Source organism: Thermosynechococcus sp. M3746_W2019_013, assembly GCF_015296045.1.
Lineage (GTDB): Bacteria > Cyanobacteriota > Cyanobacteriia > Thermosynechococcales > Thermosynechococcaceae > Thermosynechococcus.
In genome coordinates, this window is record NZ_DVDW01000027.1 from 36152 (window position 1) to 54898 (window position 18747).

The 18747-nt window shown below is 54.6% G+C and carries 19 protein-coding genes, 1 tRNA gene and 1 pseudogene; 11 read left to right on the forward strand and 10 right to left on the reverse strand.

Annotated elements, in window-relative coordinates:
• Positions 1-394: 394 nt before the first annotated feature.
• Complete coding sequence (locus IGQ16_RS05365) at positions 395-655, forward strand: hypothetical protein (protein ID WP_024125347.1); 261 nt, start codon at positions 395-397, stop codon at positions 653-655.
• A gap of 156 nt (positions 656-811) precedes the next feature.
• Positions 812-1027, forward strand: a complete 216-nt coding sequence (locus IGQ16_RS05370) for a hypothetical protein (protein WP_297060524.1) — start codon at positions 812-814, stop codon at positions 1025-1027.
• Here the strand turns inward: IGQ16_RS05370 and IGQ16_RS05375 are convergent.
• Entirely contained in the window at positions 1024-2469 is a 1446-nt protein-coding gene (locus tag IGQ16_RS05375) for a DUF58 domain-containing protein (protein WP_297060526.1), read from the reverse strand. The two genes, IGQ16_RS05370 and IGQ16_RS05375, sit on opposite strands and share 4 nt — an antisense overlap.
• A complete protein-coding gene (locus IGQ16_RS05380) occupies positions 2466-3407 on the reverse strand; it encodes a MoxR family ATPase (protein ID WP_024125344.1) in 942 nt (313 codons plus the stop codon). The genes IGQ16_RS05375 and IGQ16_RS05380 overlap by 4 nt, the downstream gene beginning before the upstream one ends.
• 101 nt (positions 3408-3508) lie before the next feature.
• On the opposite strand from IGQ16_RS05380, the gene IGQ16_RS05385 reads away from it, so the two are divergent.
• Complete coding sequence (locus tag IGQ16_RS05385; RefSeq protein ID WP_297060528.1) at positions 3509-4264, forward strand: hypothetical protein; 756 nt, start codon at positions 3509-3511, stop codon at positions 4262-4264.
• Positions 4265-4408: 144 nt separating this feature from the next.
• On the forward strand, positions 4409-6937 hold the full coding sequence (locus IGQ16_RS05390) for a glycogen/starch/alpha-glucan phosphorylase (RefSeq protein WP_297060530.1): 2529 nt from the start codon (positions 4409-4411) through the stop codon (positions 6935-6937).
• An 80-nt stretch (positions 6938-7017) separates the two neighbouring features.
• Here IGQ16_RS05390 and IGQ16_RS05395 read toward each other — a convergent pair whose 3' ends face one another.
• The gene (locus IGQ16_RS05395) at positions 7018-7380 is read right to left on the reverse strand and encodes a DUF6464 family protein (protein ID WP_024125341.1); all 363 of its coding nucleotides are present in this window, start codon (positions 7378-7380) and stop codon (positions 7018-7020) included.
• A gap of 112 nt (positions 7381-7492) precedes the next feature.
• Between IGQ16_RS05395 and IGQ16_RS05400 the strand changes: the two genes are divergently transcribed.
• Positions 7493-8143, forward strand: a complete 651-nt coding sequence (locus IGQ16_RS05400; protein WP_024125340.1) for an exopolysaccharide biosynthesis protein — start codon at positions 7493-7495, stop codon at positions 8141-8143.
• An 81-nt stretch (positions 8144-8224) separates the two neighbouring features.
• Positions 8225-8791, forward strand: a complete 567-nt coding sequence (locus IGQ16_RS05405; protein WP_225871806.1) for a hypothetical protein — start codon at positions 8225-8227, stop codon at positions 8789-8791.
• Here the strand turns inward: IGQ16_RS05405 and IGQ16_RS05410 are convergent.
• The 6 genes from IGQ16_RS05410 to rsmH form a co-directional block, all read right to left on the reverse strand.
• Entirely contained in the window at positions 8788-9018 is a 231-nt protein-coding gene (locus IGQ16_RS05410; RefSeq protein WP_297060532.1) for a hypothetical protein, read from the reverse strand. The genes IGQ16_RS05405 and IGQ16_RS05410 overlap by 4 nt on opposite strands.
• A gap of 24 nt (positions 9019-9042) precedes the next feature.
• Positions 9043-9115, reverse strand: a tRNA-Ala gene (locus tag IGQ16_RS05415).
• Positions 9116-9125: 10 nt separating this feature from the next.
• On the reverse strand, positions 9126-9677 hold the full coding sequence (gene psbP, locus IGQ16_RS05420; RefSeq protein WP_024125338.1) for a photosystem II reaction center PsbP: 552 nt from the start codon (positions 9675-9677) through the stop codon (positions 9126-9128).
• A gap of 24 nt (positions 9678-9701) precedes the next feature.
• Positions 9702-11468 carry a penicillin-binding protein 2 gene (locus IGQ16_RS05425; protein ID WP_024125337.1) on the reverse strand — a complete coding sequence of 589 codons (1767 nt, stop codon included), beginning with the start codon at positions 11466-11468 and terminating at the stop codon, positions 9702-9704.
• A gap of 9 nt (positions 11469-11477) precedes the next feature.
• Positions 11478-11918, reverse strand: coding sequence for a hypothetical protein (locus tag IGQ16_RS05430; RefSeq protein ID WP_024125336.1), 441 nt, complete (start codon positions 11916-11918; stop codon positions 11478-11480).
• A gap of 89 nt (positions 11919-12007) precedes the next feature.
• A complete protein-coding gene (rsmH, locus tag IGQ16_RS05435) occupies positions 12008-12880 on the reverse strand; it encodes a 16S rRNA (cytosine(1402)-N(4))-methyltransferase RsmH (RefSeq protein WP_024125335.1) in 873 nt (290 codons plus the stop codon).
• 59 nt (positions 12881-12939) lie between these two features.
• On the opposite strand from rsmH, the gene IGQ16_RS05440 reads away from it, so the two are divergent.
• The 4 genes and pseudogenes from IGQ16_RS05440 to IGQ16_RS05450 all read left to right on the forward strand — a co-directional run bounded on the left by IGQ16_RS05440 (position 12940) and on the right by IGQ16_RS05450 (position 15965).
• The gene (locus tag IGQ16_RS05440) at positions 12940-13485 is read left to right on the forward strand and encodes an Npun_F5560 family protein (RefSeq protein WP_297060534.1); all 546 of its coding nucleotides are present in this window, start codon (positions 12940-12942) and stop codon (positions 13483-13485) included.
• 297 nt (positions 13486-13782) lie between these two features.
• Positions 13783-13917 (forward strand): annotated as a pseudogene (locus tag IGQ16_RS11730) (nucleotidyltransferase); the annotation flags it as partial.
• Positions 13918-13946: 29 nt separating this feature from the next.
• The gene (locus IGQ16_RS05445) at positions 13947-14579 is read left to right on the forward strand and encodes a hypothetical protein (protein ID WP_297060536.1); all 633 of its coding nucleotides are present in this window, start codon (positions 13947-13949) and stop codon (positions 14577-14579) included.
• Between the two features lie 27 nt (positions 14580-14606).
• Positions 14607-15965: an OB-fold nucleic acid binding domain-containing protein gene (locus IGQ16_RS05450; protein WP_297060538.1), complete on the forward strand. Its 1359-nt coding sequence runs from the start codon at positions 14607-14609 to the stop codon at positions 15963-15965.
• Here the strand turns inward: IGQ16_RS05450 and IGQ16_RS05455 are convergent.
• Entirely contained in the window at positions 15962-17212 is a 1251-nt protein-coding gene (locus tag IGQ16_RS05455) for a SufS family cysteine desulfurase (RefSeq protein WP_024125332.1), read from the reverse strand. The genes IGQ16_RS05450 and IGQ16_RS05455 overlap by 4 nt on opposite strands.
• Before the next feature lie 290 nt (positions 17213-17502).
• On the opposite strand from IGQ16_RS05455, the gene IGQ16_RS05460 reads away from it, so the two are divergent.
• Positions 17503-18741 (forward strand): DUF4912 domain-containing protein, encoded by a 1239-nt coding sequence (locus IGQ16_RS05460; protein WP_297060540.1) that lies wholly within the window; start codon positions 17503-17505, stop codon positions 18739-18741.
• The last annotated feature ends 6 nt before the right edge of the window (positions 18742-18747 follow it).

The following is an 18747-nucleotide window of genomic DNA, read 5'->3' on the forward strand; positions in this document are numbered from 1 at the left end:
ACAGGATTACAGCCTACTTATGTACTCTCTACCTTAGAGAAAGGCTATCTTTCCTAGGGCATGGCGGTTGTTTATAATAGAAGTATTACGGTTTTTAAAAGTTTCCAAAAATCCCTCAGCTGGGTGCTGTTCTAGCACAATCCATCACAGCCGGCAGCGCATTTTTCAAAATTTCTAAACATTAGGATATATCCTTCATCGGGGGATAATAATTGATTGATACCGTATTGATTCGGGTTTCAACTCTTGTACAAAAGGTTGTAAATAATTTTGCAAATAATGACAATGTTGTAAATAATGACTCGATTGATGTATGTTCCATACCTGCAAAACAGACGGTATTTAAGCTGTACTTAAAATTATTTTCTGCGTCGAATTATTTGAGAAGACATTTATGGATAGTGATGGCTATTTATCAGAGATTCTTGCTCTGCTGCGGCAGTTGTTCCCTTTGCTGATTAGCCTCTTGGACGATGCCCTTGCCGTTGTTCTCACTCGCCTCGGTTGCCACCTGCCTTGGCTGGAGCAGCTCATGCCTTTTGTTCTCAGTGGCGTGACCCTCTATGTTGTTATTCATGGCGGTAAGGTGATCTACGAGTTTTGCGAACACAAAGGACAGTCGCCCCCGTCTGGGAATGTATCCTCTTCGCAATAGTGTCAGCAAATCCCCACAAGCCCCCTGCATTTTGGTAGTCGTTTTTACCAGCGCGGGCAATGGTCGCTAAGATCAAACTGAGGGCTATCATCTGTGGGTGTAGGAAGCGCACGGAAGCCGGTGTCGCCGTGAGCAACGGTGAATTCGAGGCAAGCTATGGAACTGCAACGTTCAGTCCCCCCAGCAATTGAGCAAGCATTTATTCAACGTCAGGTGGTGAGTCAGCTCCTGCAAGCCCGTTTGCGGGCAACTTGTGGGCTGACGCAGACCTCAACACCCTTTCCCCAAGCAACACCAACGGGCGATCGCCCACCCCTATGGCCGCTGCAGGAGGGAAGGAAGACCCGTGTGATCGAGGCGAGCCAAGCCTAGAGTTGGCCACGGGCTTTTAGCAGCAGATAGCGATCCACCAGTTGCTCACTCACCTGATCCGCAGGGGCGTCAAGCACGAGAACCCCTTTTTGCTCCAAATGGGCAAAGGCACGCTGTCGCTGATGCAGCAGATCGAGAGCAACAGCCTGTTCATAAAGGGTGGCCACCTGATCTACGGGAGCCAAGGGCTGTGGCATTAAAGGGCGGTGGGCAAGGGTTTCAATGTGGCGATCGCGCAAAGCAACACAGAAGGGTAGAAAACGGGGCGTCAGGCGAGCCATGGCCGTGAGGAGTTCTTGGGAAGCCACCTCATCAATCACCTCTGTGAGAACGACGACAAGGGCACGACGGGTATAGTGTCCCAAAATGGCGCTCACTGTGCCGACATAATCCGATTCTTCAAAAACCGGTTCACAGCGATACACCTGAGTGAGCATCCGCCCCAGATGGGAATCACCACCTTGAGGCGCAATCCAGGTGTGCAATTGCTGATCAAAAATCCCTAAGCCCACCTTGTCACCCCGTCGCAAGCCCGTCAGCGCCAAGGCCAATGCCGCGTTTAAGCCCCAGTCAAAGCGTTTCAAACCCGCCACAGTAGCGGTCATCAAGCGTCCCCGATCCAGCAGAATGATCAGGGGTTGATCCCGTTCCGGCTCCATGGCTCGCACAAGAGGCCATCCCCGGCGAGCACTAGCTTTCCAATCCATAAGGCGCAGATCATCCCCCAGATGGTATTCCCGCAATTCCGCAAACTCGGTGCCTCCCAGGGCGTAGCGTCGCCGCCGCAGGCTACCACTGGACTCTAAACTGAGGCGAATTGAGAGCGATCGCAAGGCCATCAAATCAGGATAGACCTCAACCTCCGTGACAAGGGGTGCAAACCAACGTCGCCACGCCAAGCCCCAAGAACTGCGCAAACGGACATCACAGCCGGGCCATTGAAAGGCACCCCGTCGCGGTGGAAACACATGGTAGAGCAATTCCAAGCTGCTGTGGACTAGCGCCGCAACGGCAAAAGAGGGGGTTTCCCCCGTCAACTCAGCGGGCACATAGTCGTAGAGTTCAACCCAGATCTGCTCACTCAAGGGGACCTCACCACGGATGTGTAGCCTGAGGCGAATCGGGTTTTGCCGACCAATGGATAACCGTGACTCACAGACGCGATCGAGGGTCAGTTGCCAGCGACCGATGCGGCTGTAGTCCCACAGGGACATGCCGAAAATCACCAGATCGTAGAGCCCCATCAAGACTAACCCCAGCCCCAGAGGCCAGTAGGGCAAGGTTGCCTGCGGCTTCCCATCGGCGATTGGCCATAGCTCCGACGGTAGGAAGTTCGTCAGCACCGGCAAGACTCCCCCCAGCAGCAACAGGCCATAGAAGCGGACCGTCGGCACCCAGCGGGGGCGGTGGCGACCAAACTGGTAACTGGCAGGTGCCTTCATCGGGGAACAGCAACTTTGGCAAGAATACTTTGGATCACTTGGGGCAGCGTGGTGCCGTCTAACTGGGCCTCGGGCTTGAGGATCAAACGGTGTTGCAGTAGGGGGATGGCGATCGCCTTCACATCCTCAGGAGTGACGTAGGGGCGATCCGCTAGCCAGGCCTGGGCTTGGGTAGCACGTAGCCAGCCCACTGCCGCCCGTGGGGAAGCCCCCAAAAGGAGTTCGGGATGTTGACGACTGGCCTGCACCAACGCCAAAAGATAATCTAGCACCACCGGCTCCACATGGACTTGCCGCACCTGCTGTCGTGCTGCCAAAACTTGCTCTACGGTAATCAAGGGCTCCAAATTGAGTTGATCGAGATCGCGGGCTTCAAAGCCTGCAAGGGCATTTTCCAGCATTTGCCGTTCAGCGTTTGGCTCTGGATAGGACACCACCAGCTTCACAAGAAAGCGATCCAGTTGGGCCTCGGGCAAGGGATAGGTTCCCTCAAATTCCAAGGGGTTTTGGGTGGCCACTGTCCAAAATAAACCAGGGAGGGCGAGGGTAGTGCCGTCGAGGGTCACCTGCCGTTCTTCCATCGCTTCTAGGAGAGCCGCTTGGGTTTTGGGCGGTGTGCGGTTAATTTCATCCGCCAGCAGTACTTGGGTAAAAATTGGCCCCTTGCGCAGGCGAAATGTGCGACTGTTGAAGTCAAAAATGCTCGTACCGAGAATATCAGCGGGGAGAACATCGGGGGTGAGTTGGATACGGCGAAATTCCGCTGCAATCAGGCGAGCGAGGAGCTTGACCAGCAGGGTTTTGGCAGTGCCCGGCACCCCCTCAAGGATGACATGGCCTTCGGCGAGGAGAGCCACAATTAATCCTTGGGCGATCGCCCCTTGACCAACCACAATCTCATTGAGACGCTGCTGCAAACGATGGAAAAGCGCTCTCACCGTTGTTCTGTCACCCCTAAACTCTCCCAATCCTAGCAGAAGCCCTCACCCTCCCTTGGCCATCAGCAGGATTAAACCACTGTCTAGGAAAATTGGCTACAATGCAGTACCGAGGGACGTTTGGCCAACCTGTGACCCCAACGACTTCTACCATTGCCACCGCTGCCCAACAAATTGCCCAGCACCCGCAGCAGAGCCGCCTTTTTAAGCTACTGTATGCCCTTCAGCAACATCAGTGGCCGACCCAAGCACCGCCATGGACCGTGAGCGACGTGCAACAGGTCCTCATCGAAATCCTTGAACGGCTGAAAACCCCCACCCTCTTGGGACAGCACCTAACTGCCCTTGTCAATAGTCTCAACAAAGCACAGGCCTATCAGGTTCCCTCAGCCGTACTGCTGCAAATTTTGGTCCCCCTTTACAGCCAAGCTGCGACGGCTACACTGACCATCGAGGCGCCAACCCTCAGCGCTGCAGATCTCTACGATTTGCGATTAGAAGTCACCCGCTACTGTACCCCTCTGCATATGAAGCTTCTTGTGGCCGCTCTGTTGACCACCAAGCCGGTGCATGCCCAAGCCCTAGAGCGGTTTACCCTCATTGATTTGCTGCAACGGCTGACCCGCCGCTATGGTGATTTAGAGATTTTGCAGACGCAAATGGCCACTGCTTTGGCACGTTTGCCCCAGGATCCTCTCTATGCCAGTGGGGGCGATCGCCTGATCAAACTTCTGAGTACGCTCTATCAACGCTATCAACACACCCAAGCCCCAGAGGCTACCCGCGGCAGTCCTCCCCCTGACTCCTCCGATGAAGAGCTGACCTGCCAACTGTTTCCCACAGTGAATGAAGGCTAGGGAAGGGCTTGCCCCCCTTTACTAGCAAAGAGTGCGAGTAAAGAGATTCTGTACTTAGGGGGGAATCCTGGGCGATCGCGATAGAACAGATAGGGAAGGGCTGACTACTACTAATCGCGCTAATTCTTTGCGAGGATTCCCACAATGACCAGTCTCATTCCGCCCGGTTGTCCTACAGTGCTCACGGAAGACGATCGCACCGGTACGAGCATTGAAACCCTGCGGCGCGCCTTTATGGATAATCTCTTCTTTATCCAAGGGCGATTTCCCGAAGTGGCGACGAAAAATGATTACTACTTGGCCTTGGCCTACACCGTGCGCGATCGCCTACTGTTGCGCTGGCTGAATTCTGCAAAAACCTATCGAGATCAAGAAAGCCGCACTGTTTGCTATCTCTCCGCCGAATTTTTGCTAGGGCCACACCTTGGCAATAACCTAATTAACCTCGGACTCTATGAGGCCGTTGAAGAAGCCATGCGGCAAACCGGTTTGAACCTCAAAGAACTCCTCGATCAGGAGGAGGAGCCGGGGTTGGGGAATGGCGGGTTGGGACGCTTGGCCGCCTGCTATATGGATTCTCTCGCTACATTGGAAATCCCCGCCATTGGCTATGGCATTCGCTATGAGTACGGTATCTTTGACCAAGAAATTCGCGATGGTTGGCAAGTCGAGATTACCGACAAGTGGTTACGCTATGGCAACCCTTGGGAAATTCCCCGACCGGAATTGATTTTGCAGGTGAAGTTTGGCGGCTACACCTATAGCTATACCGATGATCAGGGCCGCTATCGGGTTGTTTGGCAACCCCACCAAGTGATTCAGGGAGTGGCCTATGACACCCCCATCTTGGGCTACAAGGTGAATACCGCCAATCTTCTGCGTCTATGGCGGGCAGAGGCGGTGGAGTCCTTTGACTTTCAAGCCTTTAACACGGGCGATTACTACGGCGCTGTCAACCAAAAAATTGCTTCAGAAAACATCACGAAGGTCCTCTATCCCAATGACGAGCAGTTGCAGGGCAAAGAACTGCGGCTGATGCAGCAGTATTTCTTCTGCTCCTGTGCCCTTCAGGACATGATCCGCCTCTACAAACAATCGGGCAAACAAGATCTGAGCCGCTTCCATGAGAAGTTCACCGTTCAGTTGAACGATACCCACCCAGCCATTTCAGTGGCGGAATTGATGCGCCTGTTCGTCGACGAGCATCTCATGCCTTGGGAGCAGGCATGGGACATTACCCGCCGAACCTTTGCCTACACCAACCACACCCTCCTGCCCGAGGCACTGGAAAAATGGCCCCTAGATCTCTTTGGCTCCCTCTTGCCCCGCCACTTGCAAATCATCTATGAAATCAACCGTCGTTTCCTAGATGAGGTACGCCTGCAATACCCGGGGGATAACGATCGCCTGCGGCGGCTGTCCATTATCGATGAAAGTGACTGTCGCTATGTGCGCATGGCCCACTTGGCAGCGGTGGGGAGTCATGCCATCAACGGCGTGGCAGCACTGCACTCAGAACTCCTGAAAAAAACGGTGCTCAAGGATTTCTACGAACTGACACCAGAGAAATTCTCCAATAAAACCAATGGCGTCACCCCCCGGCGCTGGATGGTGCTCAGCAATCCGAGATTAACCCGCCTGATTACCGAACGCATTGGCGAAGATTGGGTGAAGCACTTGGATCAACTGCGGCAATTGGAACCCTTGGCAGAGGATGCCGAGTTTGCAGCCCAATGGCAATCGGTGAAGCATGGGAACAAGGAACGCCTTGCGGAATACATTCGCGATCGCCTAGGGGTAACGGTGGATCCCCATTCCCTCTTCTCGATCTTGGTGAAGCGCATCCACGAATATAAACGCCAGCACCTGTGTGTCCTCAATGTCATCACGCTTTACCAGATGTTGAAGGACAACCCCCAACTGGAGATGGTGCCCCAAACGTTTATTTTTGGCGGCAAGGCGGCCCCAGGCTACTATATGGCCAAGTTAATCATTAAGCTCATTAACTCCGTGGCTGAGGTGATTAACCGTGATCCAGCGGTGCGCGATCGCCTAAGGGTCGTCTTTTTGCCCAACTACAGCGTAACGCTAGGGCAGCAGGTCTATCCAGCAGCGGATCTTTCCCAGCAAATTTCAACAGCCGGCTACGAAGCCTCAGGCACAGGGAATATGAAATTTGCCCTCAATGGGGCGTTGACGATTGGCACCCTCGACGGCGCCAACGTGGAAATTCGCGAAGAGGTGGGGGCTGACAACTTCTTCCTCTTTGGTCACACGGTAGAGCAATTGCAGGAATTGTGGCGCAACGGCTATCGCCCCTGGGAGTTTGCCAATAGCAACCCAAGGCTGAAGCGGGTGCTCGACCTCATTGCCTCGGGGTACTTTTCCCATGGCGATACGGAACTCTTTCGACCCCTGGTTCAGCACCTCTGGCAAAGCGATCGCTATTGCCTCTTGGCAGACTACCAAAGCTATGTGGACTGCCACCAACGGGCCCTTCAGGTCTATCAAGATCAAGCCCAATGGGCAAAAATGTCAATTCTCAATGTGGCACGGATGGGGAAATTTTCTAGCGATCGCGCCATTCGCGAGTACTGCCAAGACATCTGGCACGTTCAACCGGTGAAAGTTGTCCTACCGGCAACGTCCTACCTGACCTCCCCAGGGCAGTAGCTGGCCGGTAGCGAGTTCAATTCAAACAACCCAGACCCTCCCCTGCCCTGGCGGGGATTTTTGAGCTGAGAAAGGAAATGCTAAGGTTCTCGAGGCTGGTAATCTCGACACGCTTGGCAGGAGCCCTGAGGGTTCACAGCACAGCGCAACAAGGGTGAAAGGGCATTCCAGCGGCAGGAGGGATCCCCAATCACCCACTGTCCATTCACGAGATGGCGATCGCTAAGGGTGTCACTGGGCTGCACATAGAGGGCAATTTTTTCCAGTTGATAGCGTCCACCACGAAACCGGTAGCGATGACGGCGTTCTAACACTGTATAGGTTTCCCCTTCGTGATCCACATGGCAACCGGGTTGGGGTGTCCAGTCGAGATAAACCTGCCCTAGCGATCGCCGGGGATTAATCAGGTGCAACTCTGTCGGTAAGTCAGATGGGGTTGCCATGGATTCCGGTTGATCGCGGCTTTGGAATTGCCGTCAACTGTGTTGAGCATAAACTCACGATCAATTTATCGTATCCTAGCAGTGGGAACATTTCCACTTCCTGTAATTTTTCATGGCAAAATTGTCCACAGACCTGGAATATGCCTTTTTGAGTCCTGTGCCCAGCCCTAGGCATGGAGAGGTTTTAACGCAACCACTGGTGTCCTTGGCAGAGATTGTTCAGTTGGCGGGGGAGCGAACCTTTGGCTTTTTGCTGGCCGTTCTTTCGTTGCCATCGGCGCTGCCCATTCCAGCCCCCGGTTACGCCACACCCTTTGGCATTGTGCTGTTACTGTTGGGTTGGCAATTGCTTGTGGGTGCCTCAGTCCCTTGGCTGCCGCCGTGGCTGCTCAAGCGCACGATGCCGCGCTCCCAGATGCAGAAGATTGTGCGCACAGCTTTGCCTTGGCTGCGACGGATTGAATTGATCTCCCGTCCCCGCTGGCGCTTCATTTGCACGACCCGAGGCGGACGTTTGGGCTTGGGGGTTACTGTATCGCTGATGGCGATCTCGATGATTTTGCCTATTCCCGGCACCAACACCATTCCCGCCATGGGCATTTTTACAATCGGCTTTGGTCTTTTGGATGACGATGGTTTGATTAGCCTGGCAGGGGTGGTTATCTCTTTGATTGGTCTAGCAGTCACCACATCAATTTTGATTGCCCTTGCATGGGGCGGCAATAGCCTCCTGGATGTATTGAAGGCATGGCTGCATTTGTAACATAGGGGTAAGTTCCTTCTTGACTCAAGGCCAATGAGAACCCTATCCCCTCCTAAGGCCTGGGGCCGATGGTTGAGTGCCGTGGGAGCGATCGCTCTATTAGGATTCCATCCCCTTAGAACGACTGCCAATCCCTCTACAGAGGACTTACCCCTAGCGGTGGCGGCGGCGATCGCGCTGCCTGTCAATGAAAAGCAAGTTGTGGTTAGCGAGTCTCCCTCGGCAGTGGGCTTAACAGTACCCAGCCTCTGGTGGGCCGTGCAGCAGTTTGGTGACCAGGTGATTCAACGCTGGCAAGCCTTTCCAGCCATGACAGCACCGGGGGGCAGAATTGAAGCCTTTGTCTCCCCCGCCGCTTGGGGACGCTTGCCCTATTTACGGCGTTTTGCCCTGATTAATCAGTTGGGCCATGCCAGTCGCAGCTTTGGCTATCAGTTGATCCTGCGCGATCGCCAACAAGTCATTTATGGTGCCTACACCTGTCAATTTGATGCCCTAACCGTTGAATACCTGCCAGAAGTCACCGATGCCGCAGGCAACCCGATTCCTTTTTTCCCACCCAGCAGCGAACTCAACTGTCAAGTATGGGTCAATCCCAATATTCCCGTTATGTTTCCAACTCAAGGACTTCGTTCAGAGCAAAGTTAAATCAAAGCGCAGATATCTTGTTCTCGCCCCACAATGTTGCGCACGATGTTAATGTTTCGCACGATGTTGCCCAGTGCTGTCACTGACAATGGGGCAATGACCTCCAGAGGAGATTCGGCAGAGCGGGTCAGCAGCAGTCGCAGTGAAGGCGATTGCGGATTGAAACGAAGTGTCAGGAAATTGGGGTAGGTGGGTAATGAGTTGCGATCGCCGCCAGTCTTTAACAAACTACGGCAGCGGGGGTAGTACCATGGAGAGTAGGGAACTCGAATCCCTGACCTTCGCGGTGCGATCGCGACGCTCTACCAACTGAGCTAACTCCCCGATTCTTTCTTTAATATACGCTAAACGAGGACACGATGGTCTTAAATTGGTCTTCCACTTTTGGCCAGCGCTCTTCAGGCGCTGACACACTGAGGGTATAGACCTTACCTCGACTTACGGCAATACTCGACAAATTGTGCCGCTGCTGAGCATTGTTGCCATCCCCCGGTAGAGTGACCGCATACTCCAGAATGTAGTAGGTCTTATCATCAGCCTTTTGGGAGGTGGCGGCAATTAAGGCAGAACTGCGGCCACTTTCACTGGGAGCAATGATATTGCGCAGCAGGCGATCGCCCACCTCCTCAGGCGACCCCAATTCCTCAAGGGATTTCGTACTAGACACGGGATTGACCACCACGCTGACGTTTTCCGTCGTCTCAATAATGTCGTGAAAAACCACATCCACCGGATCCTTGGCCTGTACCTGTACCCAACCGCGGGGGTAAAGGAATTCATAGCCATCGTAGCTATCAACATAGGCCTGTAGCCCACTGGTGGCCGAACAGCCTCCCAGCAACACCACGAAAATAGCCAACACTGTAACAAAAAACCGTTGAAGCATACCGTCCTTTTGCGCTGTTCTTCCCTATTGTGACACCGAAGCTGGTGCAGCGGGGCGCCGCAATTCCTGTGGATGTGAGGGAGGAATGCCCTCAATCGTAATCAGTGACTCCGTAACCGCTCGCACAATTGGAATGGCCACCGTTGAGCCATAGGCATCATCTCCCTTGGGTTCATCCACCACCGCCAAAATCACATATTGGGGCTGTTCTAGGGGAAAGACAGCAAAAAAGCTGGTAATACGCAGATTGCTATAGGTACCGCCAATCGCCTTTTGCGCCGTGCCCGTTTTGCCCCCCAAGCGATAGCCGGGAATATGGGCGGGTTTCCCTGTACCAAAGCGCACAACTTCTCCCAGCATTTTGACCACCGCTTGACTGGTGCGCTGCGAAAAGACCCGTCGAGGGGGGCGTTGCTCAAGGCGTTTTTGCAGTTGGCCATTTTCATCGTAGAGGCCGTCAATGACATGGGGAGTAACCATCTCCCCACCGTTGGCGATCGCCCCCACTAGTTGAGCCAAATGGAGCGGCGTCAGGGAAAAGCCTTGACCAAAGGCGGCCGTTGCCGGTTCAATCGGATAGTTAATAAATTGCTCCGGAGGTTTTAACTGGGCGGCTGTTTCAAAGGGCAGATCACTGCCCACTTTCTCTGTGAGTCCCAAGCGATGGAGATAGCGATAGTAGTGGCGGGCTGGAATGCGGCTCATCATGTGCACCATGGCCACATTGCTAGAGTAGGCGAGAACTTCGGCAATTCTAAGGGCACCGCGGCCGCCGCGTTGACTATAGTCACTATTTTGAATTGGCCAACCGCCAACAACAATTCGTCCCTCATCGGGCAACACCGTATCAGGAGTAATGGCATTTAGTTCAAGGGCAATGGCGGTATTGATTGGCTTAAAGGTTGATCCTGGTTCATAGAGGTCCGACACCGCCCAGTTGCGAAAAAGGGCTGGATCAGCACGGTAGTAATGATTGGGATCGTAGGCGGGTTCTGAGACCAAGGCTCGCAGTGCCCCAGTTTTCACTTCTAGGACAATAACCGTGCCGCGTTTAGCATTGAATTTGCGTAACTGCTGTTGCAGGGCTTGGCGTGCCGTTTGTTGCAGACGACTATCAATCGTGAGGCGCACATGGTACCCCTGATTTAAGACCCGCGGATCCGCAGGGGCAAGCGCTGGCAGCCACTCCCCTAGGGCACTCATCGAGAGGAGTTGGCGGCTATGGGGAACCTGTAAAAATTGATTCTGGCTAAACTCAATCCCCGCTTGACCCTGGTGGTCACGATCCACATAGCCAACAATGCCCGCCATGAGTTCCTGTTGCGGATAAATGCGCTGCCACCCTTGGTTCAGTTCTAGGCCATCGTAGTTGAGGGCGCGAATTTTGGCGGCGGTTTGTTCATCGATGTCGTAGGCAATGGGGACGCCTGTAGGATAGGAGCTGAATTTGGCCAAGAGTTGCTCTGGGGATTGCTGGAGTAGGGGAGCTAGATCGCGGGCGATCGCTGAGCGCGCCACTTTGAACTGAATCGGATGGGCAAAGAGGGTAAACACGGGCCGATCTAGGGCAACAACCGTCTCTCGGCGATCAGTAATTGGATAGCGTGCCAAGGTTGGCGGGGTATAGCGCCGTTGTTGTTGCTGTGCCCGTGCCGCTAAGGTTTCCCCCTGAACCACTTGCAAATAAACCAAACGCGCAACCACCCCCCCCATCCCCATGAGCAAAAAGCCAAAGATCAGACCGACGCGCAAGGGTGGCAGGAATTGATTTTGGGGGCGGGCAGTTTTCATGGATAGCGGTCAGTAATTGACAGTGCGCTGAGGCGGTGGCGTCACGGGGAGCCCTTCAAAATGAGTCTTGGCAGCAATCTTGCTCTCATTGGGCATAAAAAGAACGTGTTGTGGTGTTTGGGGTACAAGACCTTGGGGGGCCCGTTGCACTTGCTGCGTCACCCGATAGCGGAGGGTTTCATTGCTCACCAGTAGCTCCCGCTCCTGCCGTTTTAGGGTTTCCAAGCGGTCATAGGCTTGACTCCACTGCTGCTGACAGAGGGCTGACCAACCATAGAGAGGCAGCATAGCCACGAGGGCACCGGTGGCGACCACTCCAGAAACCCATTCAATCCTCAGCAAAGTTTTTTGCCAAAGGGGCACCGGTGGCTTGGGGAGGGGCCGAATTTCCGTCAGCGTTGGCGAGGATTGGGGAATAAATCGGGATTTGAATTTAGGGGCAGCAACCATAGACTCCAGCACTCCTCAGGAATGGATTGCCCTAAAAGATTAGGACGCACTGTAAAGATACCCAATAAATAAACCATCATTCGGGCAATTCATGCACAAGTACGCGCCGCAATTCGTAACTTTGCCGATCGCGATCGCGGGTTCCGGCTCACTTCCACTGCATCCGCCACGATTGGTTTACGAGTCAGGACTGCCAAAAGGGGATTGGCGCGCCACGCCTGCTTCACCCGGCGATCTTCCAAGCTATGGAAACTAATAACAGCAATGCGCCCTGTGGGCTTTAACCAGTGGGGCGATCGCGCCAAAAATTGGTCGAGCACCGCTAACTCTTGGTTGACATAGATACGCAAGGCCTGAAAAACCCGTGTGGCTGGATGAATGCGGTGTCGGGGGGAAGCCTTGAGGCAATGGGCAACCAACTGCGCCAGTTCTTGGGTGCTGTTGAGGGGGCGACGGGCCACAATTTGGCGGGCAATGCGGCGGGCAAAGCGTTCTTCCCCATATTCATAGAAAATATCCGCCAGTTCTCGCTCGCTGTAGTGATTGATCACCGTTGCGGCTGTCAAAGGGTTAGCGGGATTCATGCGCATATCGAGGGGGGCATCAAAGCGAAAACTAAACCCTCGCTCTGGGCGATCCAATTGGGCAGAACTCACACCTAAATCGGCGAGAATGCCATCAAACATCGGTTCAGCCACAGGCAGATCAGCAAAGTTGCCATGCCAAAACTGGACGCGATCGCCAAAAGGGGCAAGGAACTCCTGAGCCGCTGCCAAAGCCATCGGGTCTTGATCGATCGCGAGTACCCGACAAGTGGGTTCACGCCGTAGGAGCAGCGCTGTGTGTCCACCACCCCCCACTGTGGCATCCAAGTATAGCCCCCCGGCCTTGGGCTGGAGTGCCTCAAGCACCGCAGGTGCTAGCACCGGTTGATGGTACGTAGAAAATTCCAAATCTTGCATGAGCGGATCAAACGCAGCGTAAAATTTGCCACAGCACAGTCCCTTGGAGAGCCGCCGCCGTGAACGATACTCCCCTCAACTTCGCCGATGAACTGCTGGTGCGAGATCAACTCGTGCAGCAACTCTCAGAGGAACTCTATCAACTCATGGTGCAGCATCCTGAGTTATTTGTGCGCTTTTACCAAGCCCGCAAAGCCGAAGCCGCCAATGCCGAAGCCCTGAGGTTGTTGCAAGCACAGGTGCAACAGGTGGAGGCGCAAATCGCAGCCTATCAAGAGCAAATTCTTGCCTACCAACAACAGGCACAAAACCGCGAAGCAGAAATGAACGACTTGAAGGCTCAAGTGATTGCATTGAGCGATCGCAATGAGATGCTGGAGCGCATCATCCAAGAAATGCCCGAAGTCTATCGGCAAAAATTTAGTGAGCGACTCACTCAAGTGAAACTGAAGATTGAAAGCCTCGAAAAAGAAAACAGTCAACTGCGTGCCGAATTGCGGAATCTGCAAACCCTCTTGGCCGCCCAAGCCCGCCAGCAACAACAGCAGGGATTAGCCTCATTACAACCTGCGCGGATTGGCCTGATTCCCAGCTTTCATACTTAGGTGAGCAGGAATCAAAGGGTGAGCTCCGCAGGAACCCAAAAACATCCTAGCAGACTTTTGGCAGGGCTCCCCGTCAAGGTCCATGGATTCGGCTCGGCTACCCGTGGGGCTTTGAGGTGAGTTGCGGATGCGCCTAGAGATGTCTAACTTGATCGTTGATCGATGCAGCAGCTGGGGTGGATTTGTCAGAAGTGTCTGCCGACTATTGATCGCCAGTGATCGCAGCCGGCATTGAGTAGATGGTTTAGGGAAGGATGAGCGATGCCCCAAGGGCACAGGTAGCTTTGCAGGAACTGCCTACTCACCCCCGAGGAAGTCCGCTTAGCCCTGCAAAGGGCAGAGGATCGCAACTTGACCGCCCACACCTACAATGAAACTTTGGCGGATGTGATTTTCTTAGCACAGCAGGTGATGCTCATGGAACGCTGGTGAGCTGCCCTAGCAGCAGGAGGATGGGAGGATTGAAAATACGGATCTGGTGTGCGGCACAGCCAAGGGAGGCCGAACTGTCTGCGGAGCAAGTAGTCACAAAAGTGGTACCCGTGCTGCAACAATGTCACAGCAGTGCCGAGATTGTGGTTTGTCCCCTCGATGCCCCGATGGCGATCGCTCCCCAAGCAGCGGTACTGGACTATAGCCTTACCCATTGGGCATCATCCCACCTTTGGCAGCAGTGTCGAGCTTTGGGCCCCTTGGTTTCCCAGTGGGGAATAGGAACCGGCACAGGGGGTCTCTATCAGTTGCCCCTGGCCCAAACGGCAAAGGGGACGCTCTTTGGCGAAATTATTGGCTGCCTTGAAGGGACATGGCAGTTACCCATCCATGCCAGCGATCGCCAGCGACAAACCCTCTATGCCCTCGGACGACGACTCCTAGATTACTTGCAGGCACCCGTGGGCTGCTATTTTCTGCAATTTGACTGGCAGGGGGAAGTGATCTTTGAGCGACTGTGGCCTTTTCCCACCGTGGCGGCTCTCGCCAGTATTGGTGTGCAAACCCCCGACTGGTTGGTGGCTCACTACCAGTGTCTCAGGGGGATGCCCCTGCGAGATGTGCGGATTCCCGCTCGCGACACAGTGCGACGATTAGAATAGAGAGCGCAGCGTTTGGAAAGGTGAAGCGTGAAGATTGTTGGCCGGCAGTTGGTGGGGTGGCAAGCGGTCTATGACATTGGTGTTGCCAGGGATCACAACTTTCTTTTGGCCAATGGGGCGATCGCCGCTAATTGTTTCAACAAGTCCCACTCCACGGCCTACGGCTACGTTACCTATCAAACGGCATTTCTCAAGGCCAACTTTCCCGTCGAGTATATGGCAGCCTTGCTCACAGCAAATAGTGGCGACCAAGACAAGGTACAGCGCTATATTGCCACCTGCCTGAGCATGGGGATTGAGGTGTTACCCCCCGATGTGAATCACTCAGATATTGACTTTACTCCTGTGGGCCAAAAAATTCTTTTTGGTCTATCGGCAGTGCGCAATGTCGGGCAAGGGGTGATTGCGGCCATTTTGCAGGCACGGGCAGAGGGCGGCACCTTTCAAAGTTTGGCGGATTTTTGCGAACGGGTTCCCCGGGCAGGGGGCGATAGTCGCATTCTCAACCGTCGCGCCCTTGAATCCCTGATTGCCTGCGGTGCCATGGATAGTCTCCATCCCCAGCGCAACCGCAACCAACTGATGCAGGATCTCCCCCTCGTGCTGGAGTGGGCACAGGGGCGCGCCAAAGATCGGGCGGTGGGGCAAGTGAATCTCTTTGATATGTTGGCGGGGGGCTCCAACAATGAATCCAAGGGCAGCTATGACCCAGCCCCCAGTGCGCCCCCGGTTGATGATTTACCCGATGCCGAAAAGCTCCGCCAAGAAAAAGACCTACTGGGATTTTATGTATCGAACCATCCCCTCAAGGATATTCACCGGCCAGCGGCCATGATTGCCCCCATTAGCTTGGCCGATCTTGAACAGCACACAGGTCAAGGGGTGGTGAGTGTGATTGCCCTGCTGACGGCACTGAAGGCCATTACCACCAAGCGCGGCGAGCGAATGGCCATTGTCCAGTTGGAAGACCTCACGGGTCAGGCGGAAGCGGTGGTTTTTCCCAAGGCCTATGAGCGAATTCATGGGCAATTGCAGCTTGATCACCGCCTATTGCTGTGGGGCACCCTAGAAATGCGTGACGATCGCCCCCAACTACTGATTGAAGATGCCGAGCCCCTTGAAGAGGTGAAACTGGTGCTTGTGAATTTGCCCGTAGAGCAGGCGGGGGACATTCAGGCCCAAAGTCGCCTCTCGGAAGTGCTTAAGCAACAGGCGGGAGAAATGCCCAAGGTGCCGGTGGTGGTCAAAGTAACCGATGGCTACCATGCCCAGTACGTACGCCTAGGGCCACAGTTTCGCGTTGAGGATGCCGATCGCGCCCGCCATGCCCTCACCAGTGCCGGTTTTCAGGCCCAAGCCAGTGAACTGCTCAGCCTCAAGCTCTAGGCAAAGACCTCGCTAAAGAAGGCAATCGCTTCCCCCAAAGCAGCAATAAACTGATCAATTTCAGCGCGGGTGTTGTAGAAGTAAAGGCTAGCCCGTGCCGTGGATTGAACCCCTAAATAGCGGTGCAAAGGCTGAGTGCAGTGGTGGCCTGCCCGAATCGCAATTCCCGACTGATCCAGGATAGTCGAGAGATCGTGGGGGTGCACCTCACCAACCGTAAAGCTGGCCAAGGCAGCGCGATCGCCTGATTTGGGGCCATAGACCGTGACAGCAGGAAGCTCTTGGAGGCGTTCAAAGAGGTAGGCCGTGAGTTCCTGCTCGTAGGCATGGATGCGTGCCATCCCCCACTGACTCAGGTAATCTACCGCTGCCCCCAGGGCGATCGCCTCCGCAATGGCCGGCGTTCCCGCTTCAAACTTATGGGGAATATCAGCGTAGGTAGCATGGTCAAGAAAGACATCGGCAATCATTTCACCGCCGCCCAAGAAGGGGGACATTTGCCGCAGGAGTTCCGAGCGTCCCCAGAGGAAGCCGATACCCGTGGGGGCACACATTTTATGGCCAGAGGCCACTAGCCAATCGCAACCCAACTGCTGTACATCAATGGGGAGGTGAGGCACACTTTGGCAGGCATCCACCAATACCCGCGCCCCCTTGGCATGGGCAAGGCGGACAATCTCGGGAATCGGGTTGAGGCACCCCAGCGTGTTGGACACATGGGCCACAGCCACTAAGCGCGTGCGATCGCTCAAAAGGCTTTCGTAGTGGTTGAGGTCAAAGGTTTGCTCTGGCGTCAGTTCAACAAACTTAAGGCGAGCACCGGTTTTTTGGGCAACAAACTGCCACGGAATCAAATTACTGTGGTGCTCCATCACCGTCAGGATAATTTCATCCCCGTCCCGCAGCGTATTCATGCCCCAACTATAGGCCACGAGGTTAATCGCCTCACTGGCATTGCGAGTATAGATAATTTCCTCGGGATGGGCAGCATTGACAAAACGCGCCACCTTTTCCCGTGCCCCTTCATAGGCGGTAGTGGCCTCAGCACTGAGGGTGTGTACCCCCCGATGGACATTAGCGTTATAGCGCCGATAGTAGTCCTCAAGGGTATTGAGAACTGCCAAGGGCTTCTGGGAGGTGGCCGCATTGTCAAAGTAAATCAAGGGGCGATCGTGGACCTGTCGCGCCAAAATCGGAAAATCAGCTCGGCAAAGGTCAGCGAGGGAGCGGCTCGGGGCGATCGTCATAGCACTTGGAATGATCTTGGTTACGTGATGCAACTCCTAGGGAGATTGCAGGCATACATCTTTAACTATAGCCCCTAGAGAACGCGGCCTAGGGAGGGAATGGCAGCCACTCCCTTGATCCCCATGCAGCAGAATTGTTATGAAGCCCTAACATTTGATCCCCACAAAGGGATAAACTGCGTATAAATCCCTAGGGGTGTTCGGCAATTCCCTTGACGCCCCACGAGTTTTTTGCCAAAGATCAAGGGCAAAGGATAGCTTCGTCTATCAACCCAGCAAAGGAGGCACCCATGCCAAAAGATCGCCCCCCTTTAGAAGAAATGACATTGCGGCAGTTGCGGCGAGTGGCCAGTGAACTGCAAGTATCCCGCTATAGCCGTATGCGCAAAGATCAGCTCCTCGCTGCCATCCGTGAAAAACAGGCGCAAGCCAACGGATCGACCACCACCATTTCTATCCAACCTGTCCCCTCTAGTCTGGAGTCCCAAGAAAAAGTGGAAGCCGCAAAGTTTGACCTCGGTCCTACTCAAGATGATGTTCTCTTGGCCTCAGTGGATGAAGGCCTTGGGGATTTGCCGGGTGGCTATGGTGAAAGCCGCATTGTCCTCATGCCCCGTGATCCCCAGTGGGCCTACGCCTATTGGGATGTGCCCAACGAGCACCGCGAAGAATTGCGGCGGCAAGGGGGGCAGCAACTGGCTCTACGCCTCTACGATGCCACGAATATCAACCTCGATAGCCAAATTCCCCACAGCGTTCAGGAGTACCCCTGCGATGAGTTGGCGCGGGAGTGGTATCTGCCCATCCCCGTCAGCGATCGCGACTATGTAGTGGAAATTGGTTATCGCTGTGCCGATGGCCGCTGGTTAGTTCTAGCTCGTTCTGCCCCCATTCATATTCCCCCCGCCTACCCCTCAGATTGGGTTTGGGATCAATTCATTACCGTGGATTGGGATATGGATCTGCGGGGCAAAACCCTCTTTGATCTGGGGGCACCCTTGGCAAGCACGGCCGAACCCAATCCCATTTATGAAGGCATCTTTGCCATGGCCGAAGGGGCAGAAGCGCAGCGGGTGGCGGGTTCCCTCTTTGGTTCTATGCACCAAGTCCCTGGCGCCATCTCCCAGTTGCCAGAAATGGCCATCAGTTCCTATGTCTTCCCCTCTGGAGTTGGGCTATGGGCGGTGCCGACGGTTTCGGGTCTGACAATGTCGGGCGTTGGCTTCTCAGCTTCGGCGGCTCCCATTCGTCCGCGCAAATTCTGGTTGGTGGCGGATGCTGAACTCATTGTCTATGGGGCTACGGAGCCAGATGCCACCGTCACCATTGGTGGGCGCCCCATCAAACTCAATCCCGATGGCACGTTCCGCTTCCAAATGTCCTTCCAAGATGGCCTCATCGACTTCCCGATCTTGGCAGTGGCGGCAGATGGGGAACAAAACCGCGCTATTCACATGAAGTTCACTCGCGAAACCCCCGAACGCCGCACCAATACCAAGGAAGAAGCGGTGCTGGAGTGGCTCGCCTAAGGAAGT

Excerpts from the sequence above, each read along its gene's own strand:
- IGQ16_RS05375 (WP_297060526.1), bottom strand. The coding sequence starts at position 2,469 with ATGAAGGCACCTGCCAGTTACCAGTTTGGTCGCCACCGCCCCCGCTGG.
- IGQ16_RS05455 (WP_024125332.1), bottom strand. The coding sequence starts at position 17,212 with ATGACGATCGCCCCGAGCCGCTCCCTCGCTGACCTTTGCCGAGCTGAT.
- IGQ16_RS05390 (WP_297060530.1), top strand. The coding sequence starts at position 4,409 with ATGACCAGTCTCATTCCGCCCGGTTGTCCTACAGTGCTCACGGAAGAC.
- IGQ16_RS05460 (WP_297060540.1), top strand. The coding sequence starts at position 17,503 with ATGCCAAAAGATCGCCCCCCTTTAGAAGAAATGACATTGCGGCAGTTG.
- IGQ16_RS05395 (WP_024125341.1), bottom strand. The coding sequence starts at position 7,380 with ATGGCAACCCCATCTGACTTACCGACAGAGTTGCACCTGATTAATCCC.
- IGQ16_RS05365 (WP_024125347.1), top strand. The coding sequence starts at position 395 with ATGGATAGTGATGGCTATTTATCAGAGATTCTTGCTCTGCTGCGGCAG.
- IGQ16_RS05385 (WP_297060528.1), top strand. The coding sequence starts at position 3,509 with ATGCAGTACCGAGGGACGTTTGGCCAACCTGTGACCCCAACGACTTCT.
- psbP (WP_024125338.1), bottom strand. The coding sequence starts at position 9,677 with ATGCTTCAACGGTTTTTTGTTACAGTGTTGGCTATTTTCGTGGTGTTG.
- IGQ16_RS05400 (WP_024125340.1), top strand. The coding sequence starts at position 7,493 with ATGGCAAAATTGTCCACAGACCTGGAATATGCCTTTTTGAGTCCTGTG.
- IGQ16_RS05425 (WP_024125337.1), bottom strand. The coding sequence starts at position 11,468 with ATGAAAACTGCCCGCCCCCAAAATCAATTCCTGCCACCCTTGCGCGTC.
- rsmH (WP_024125335.1), bottom strand. The coding sequence starts at position 12,880 with ATGCAAGATTTGGAATTTTCTACGTACCATCAACCGGTGCTAGCACCT.
- IGQ16_RS05430 (WP_024125336.1), bottom strand. The coding sequence starts at position 11,918 with ATGGTTGCTGCCCCTAAATTCAAATCCCGATTTATTCCCCAATCCTCG.
- IGQ16_RS05370 (WP_297060524.1), top strand. The coding sequence starts at position 812 with ATGGAACTGCAACGTTCAGTCCCCCCAGCAATTGAGCAAGCATTTATT.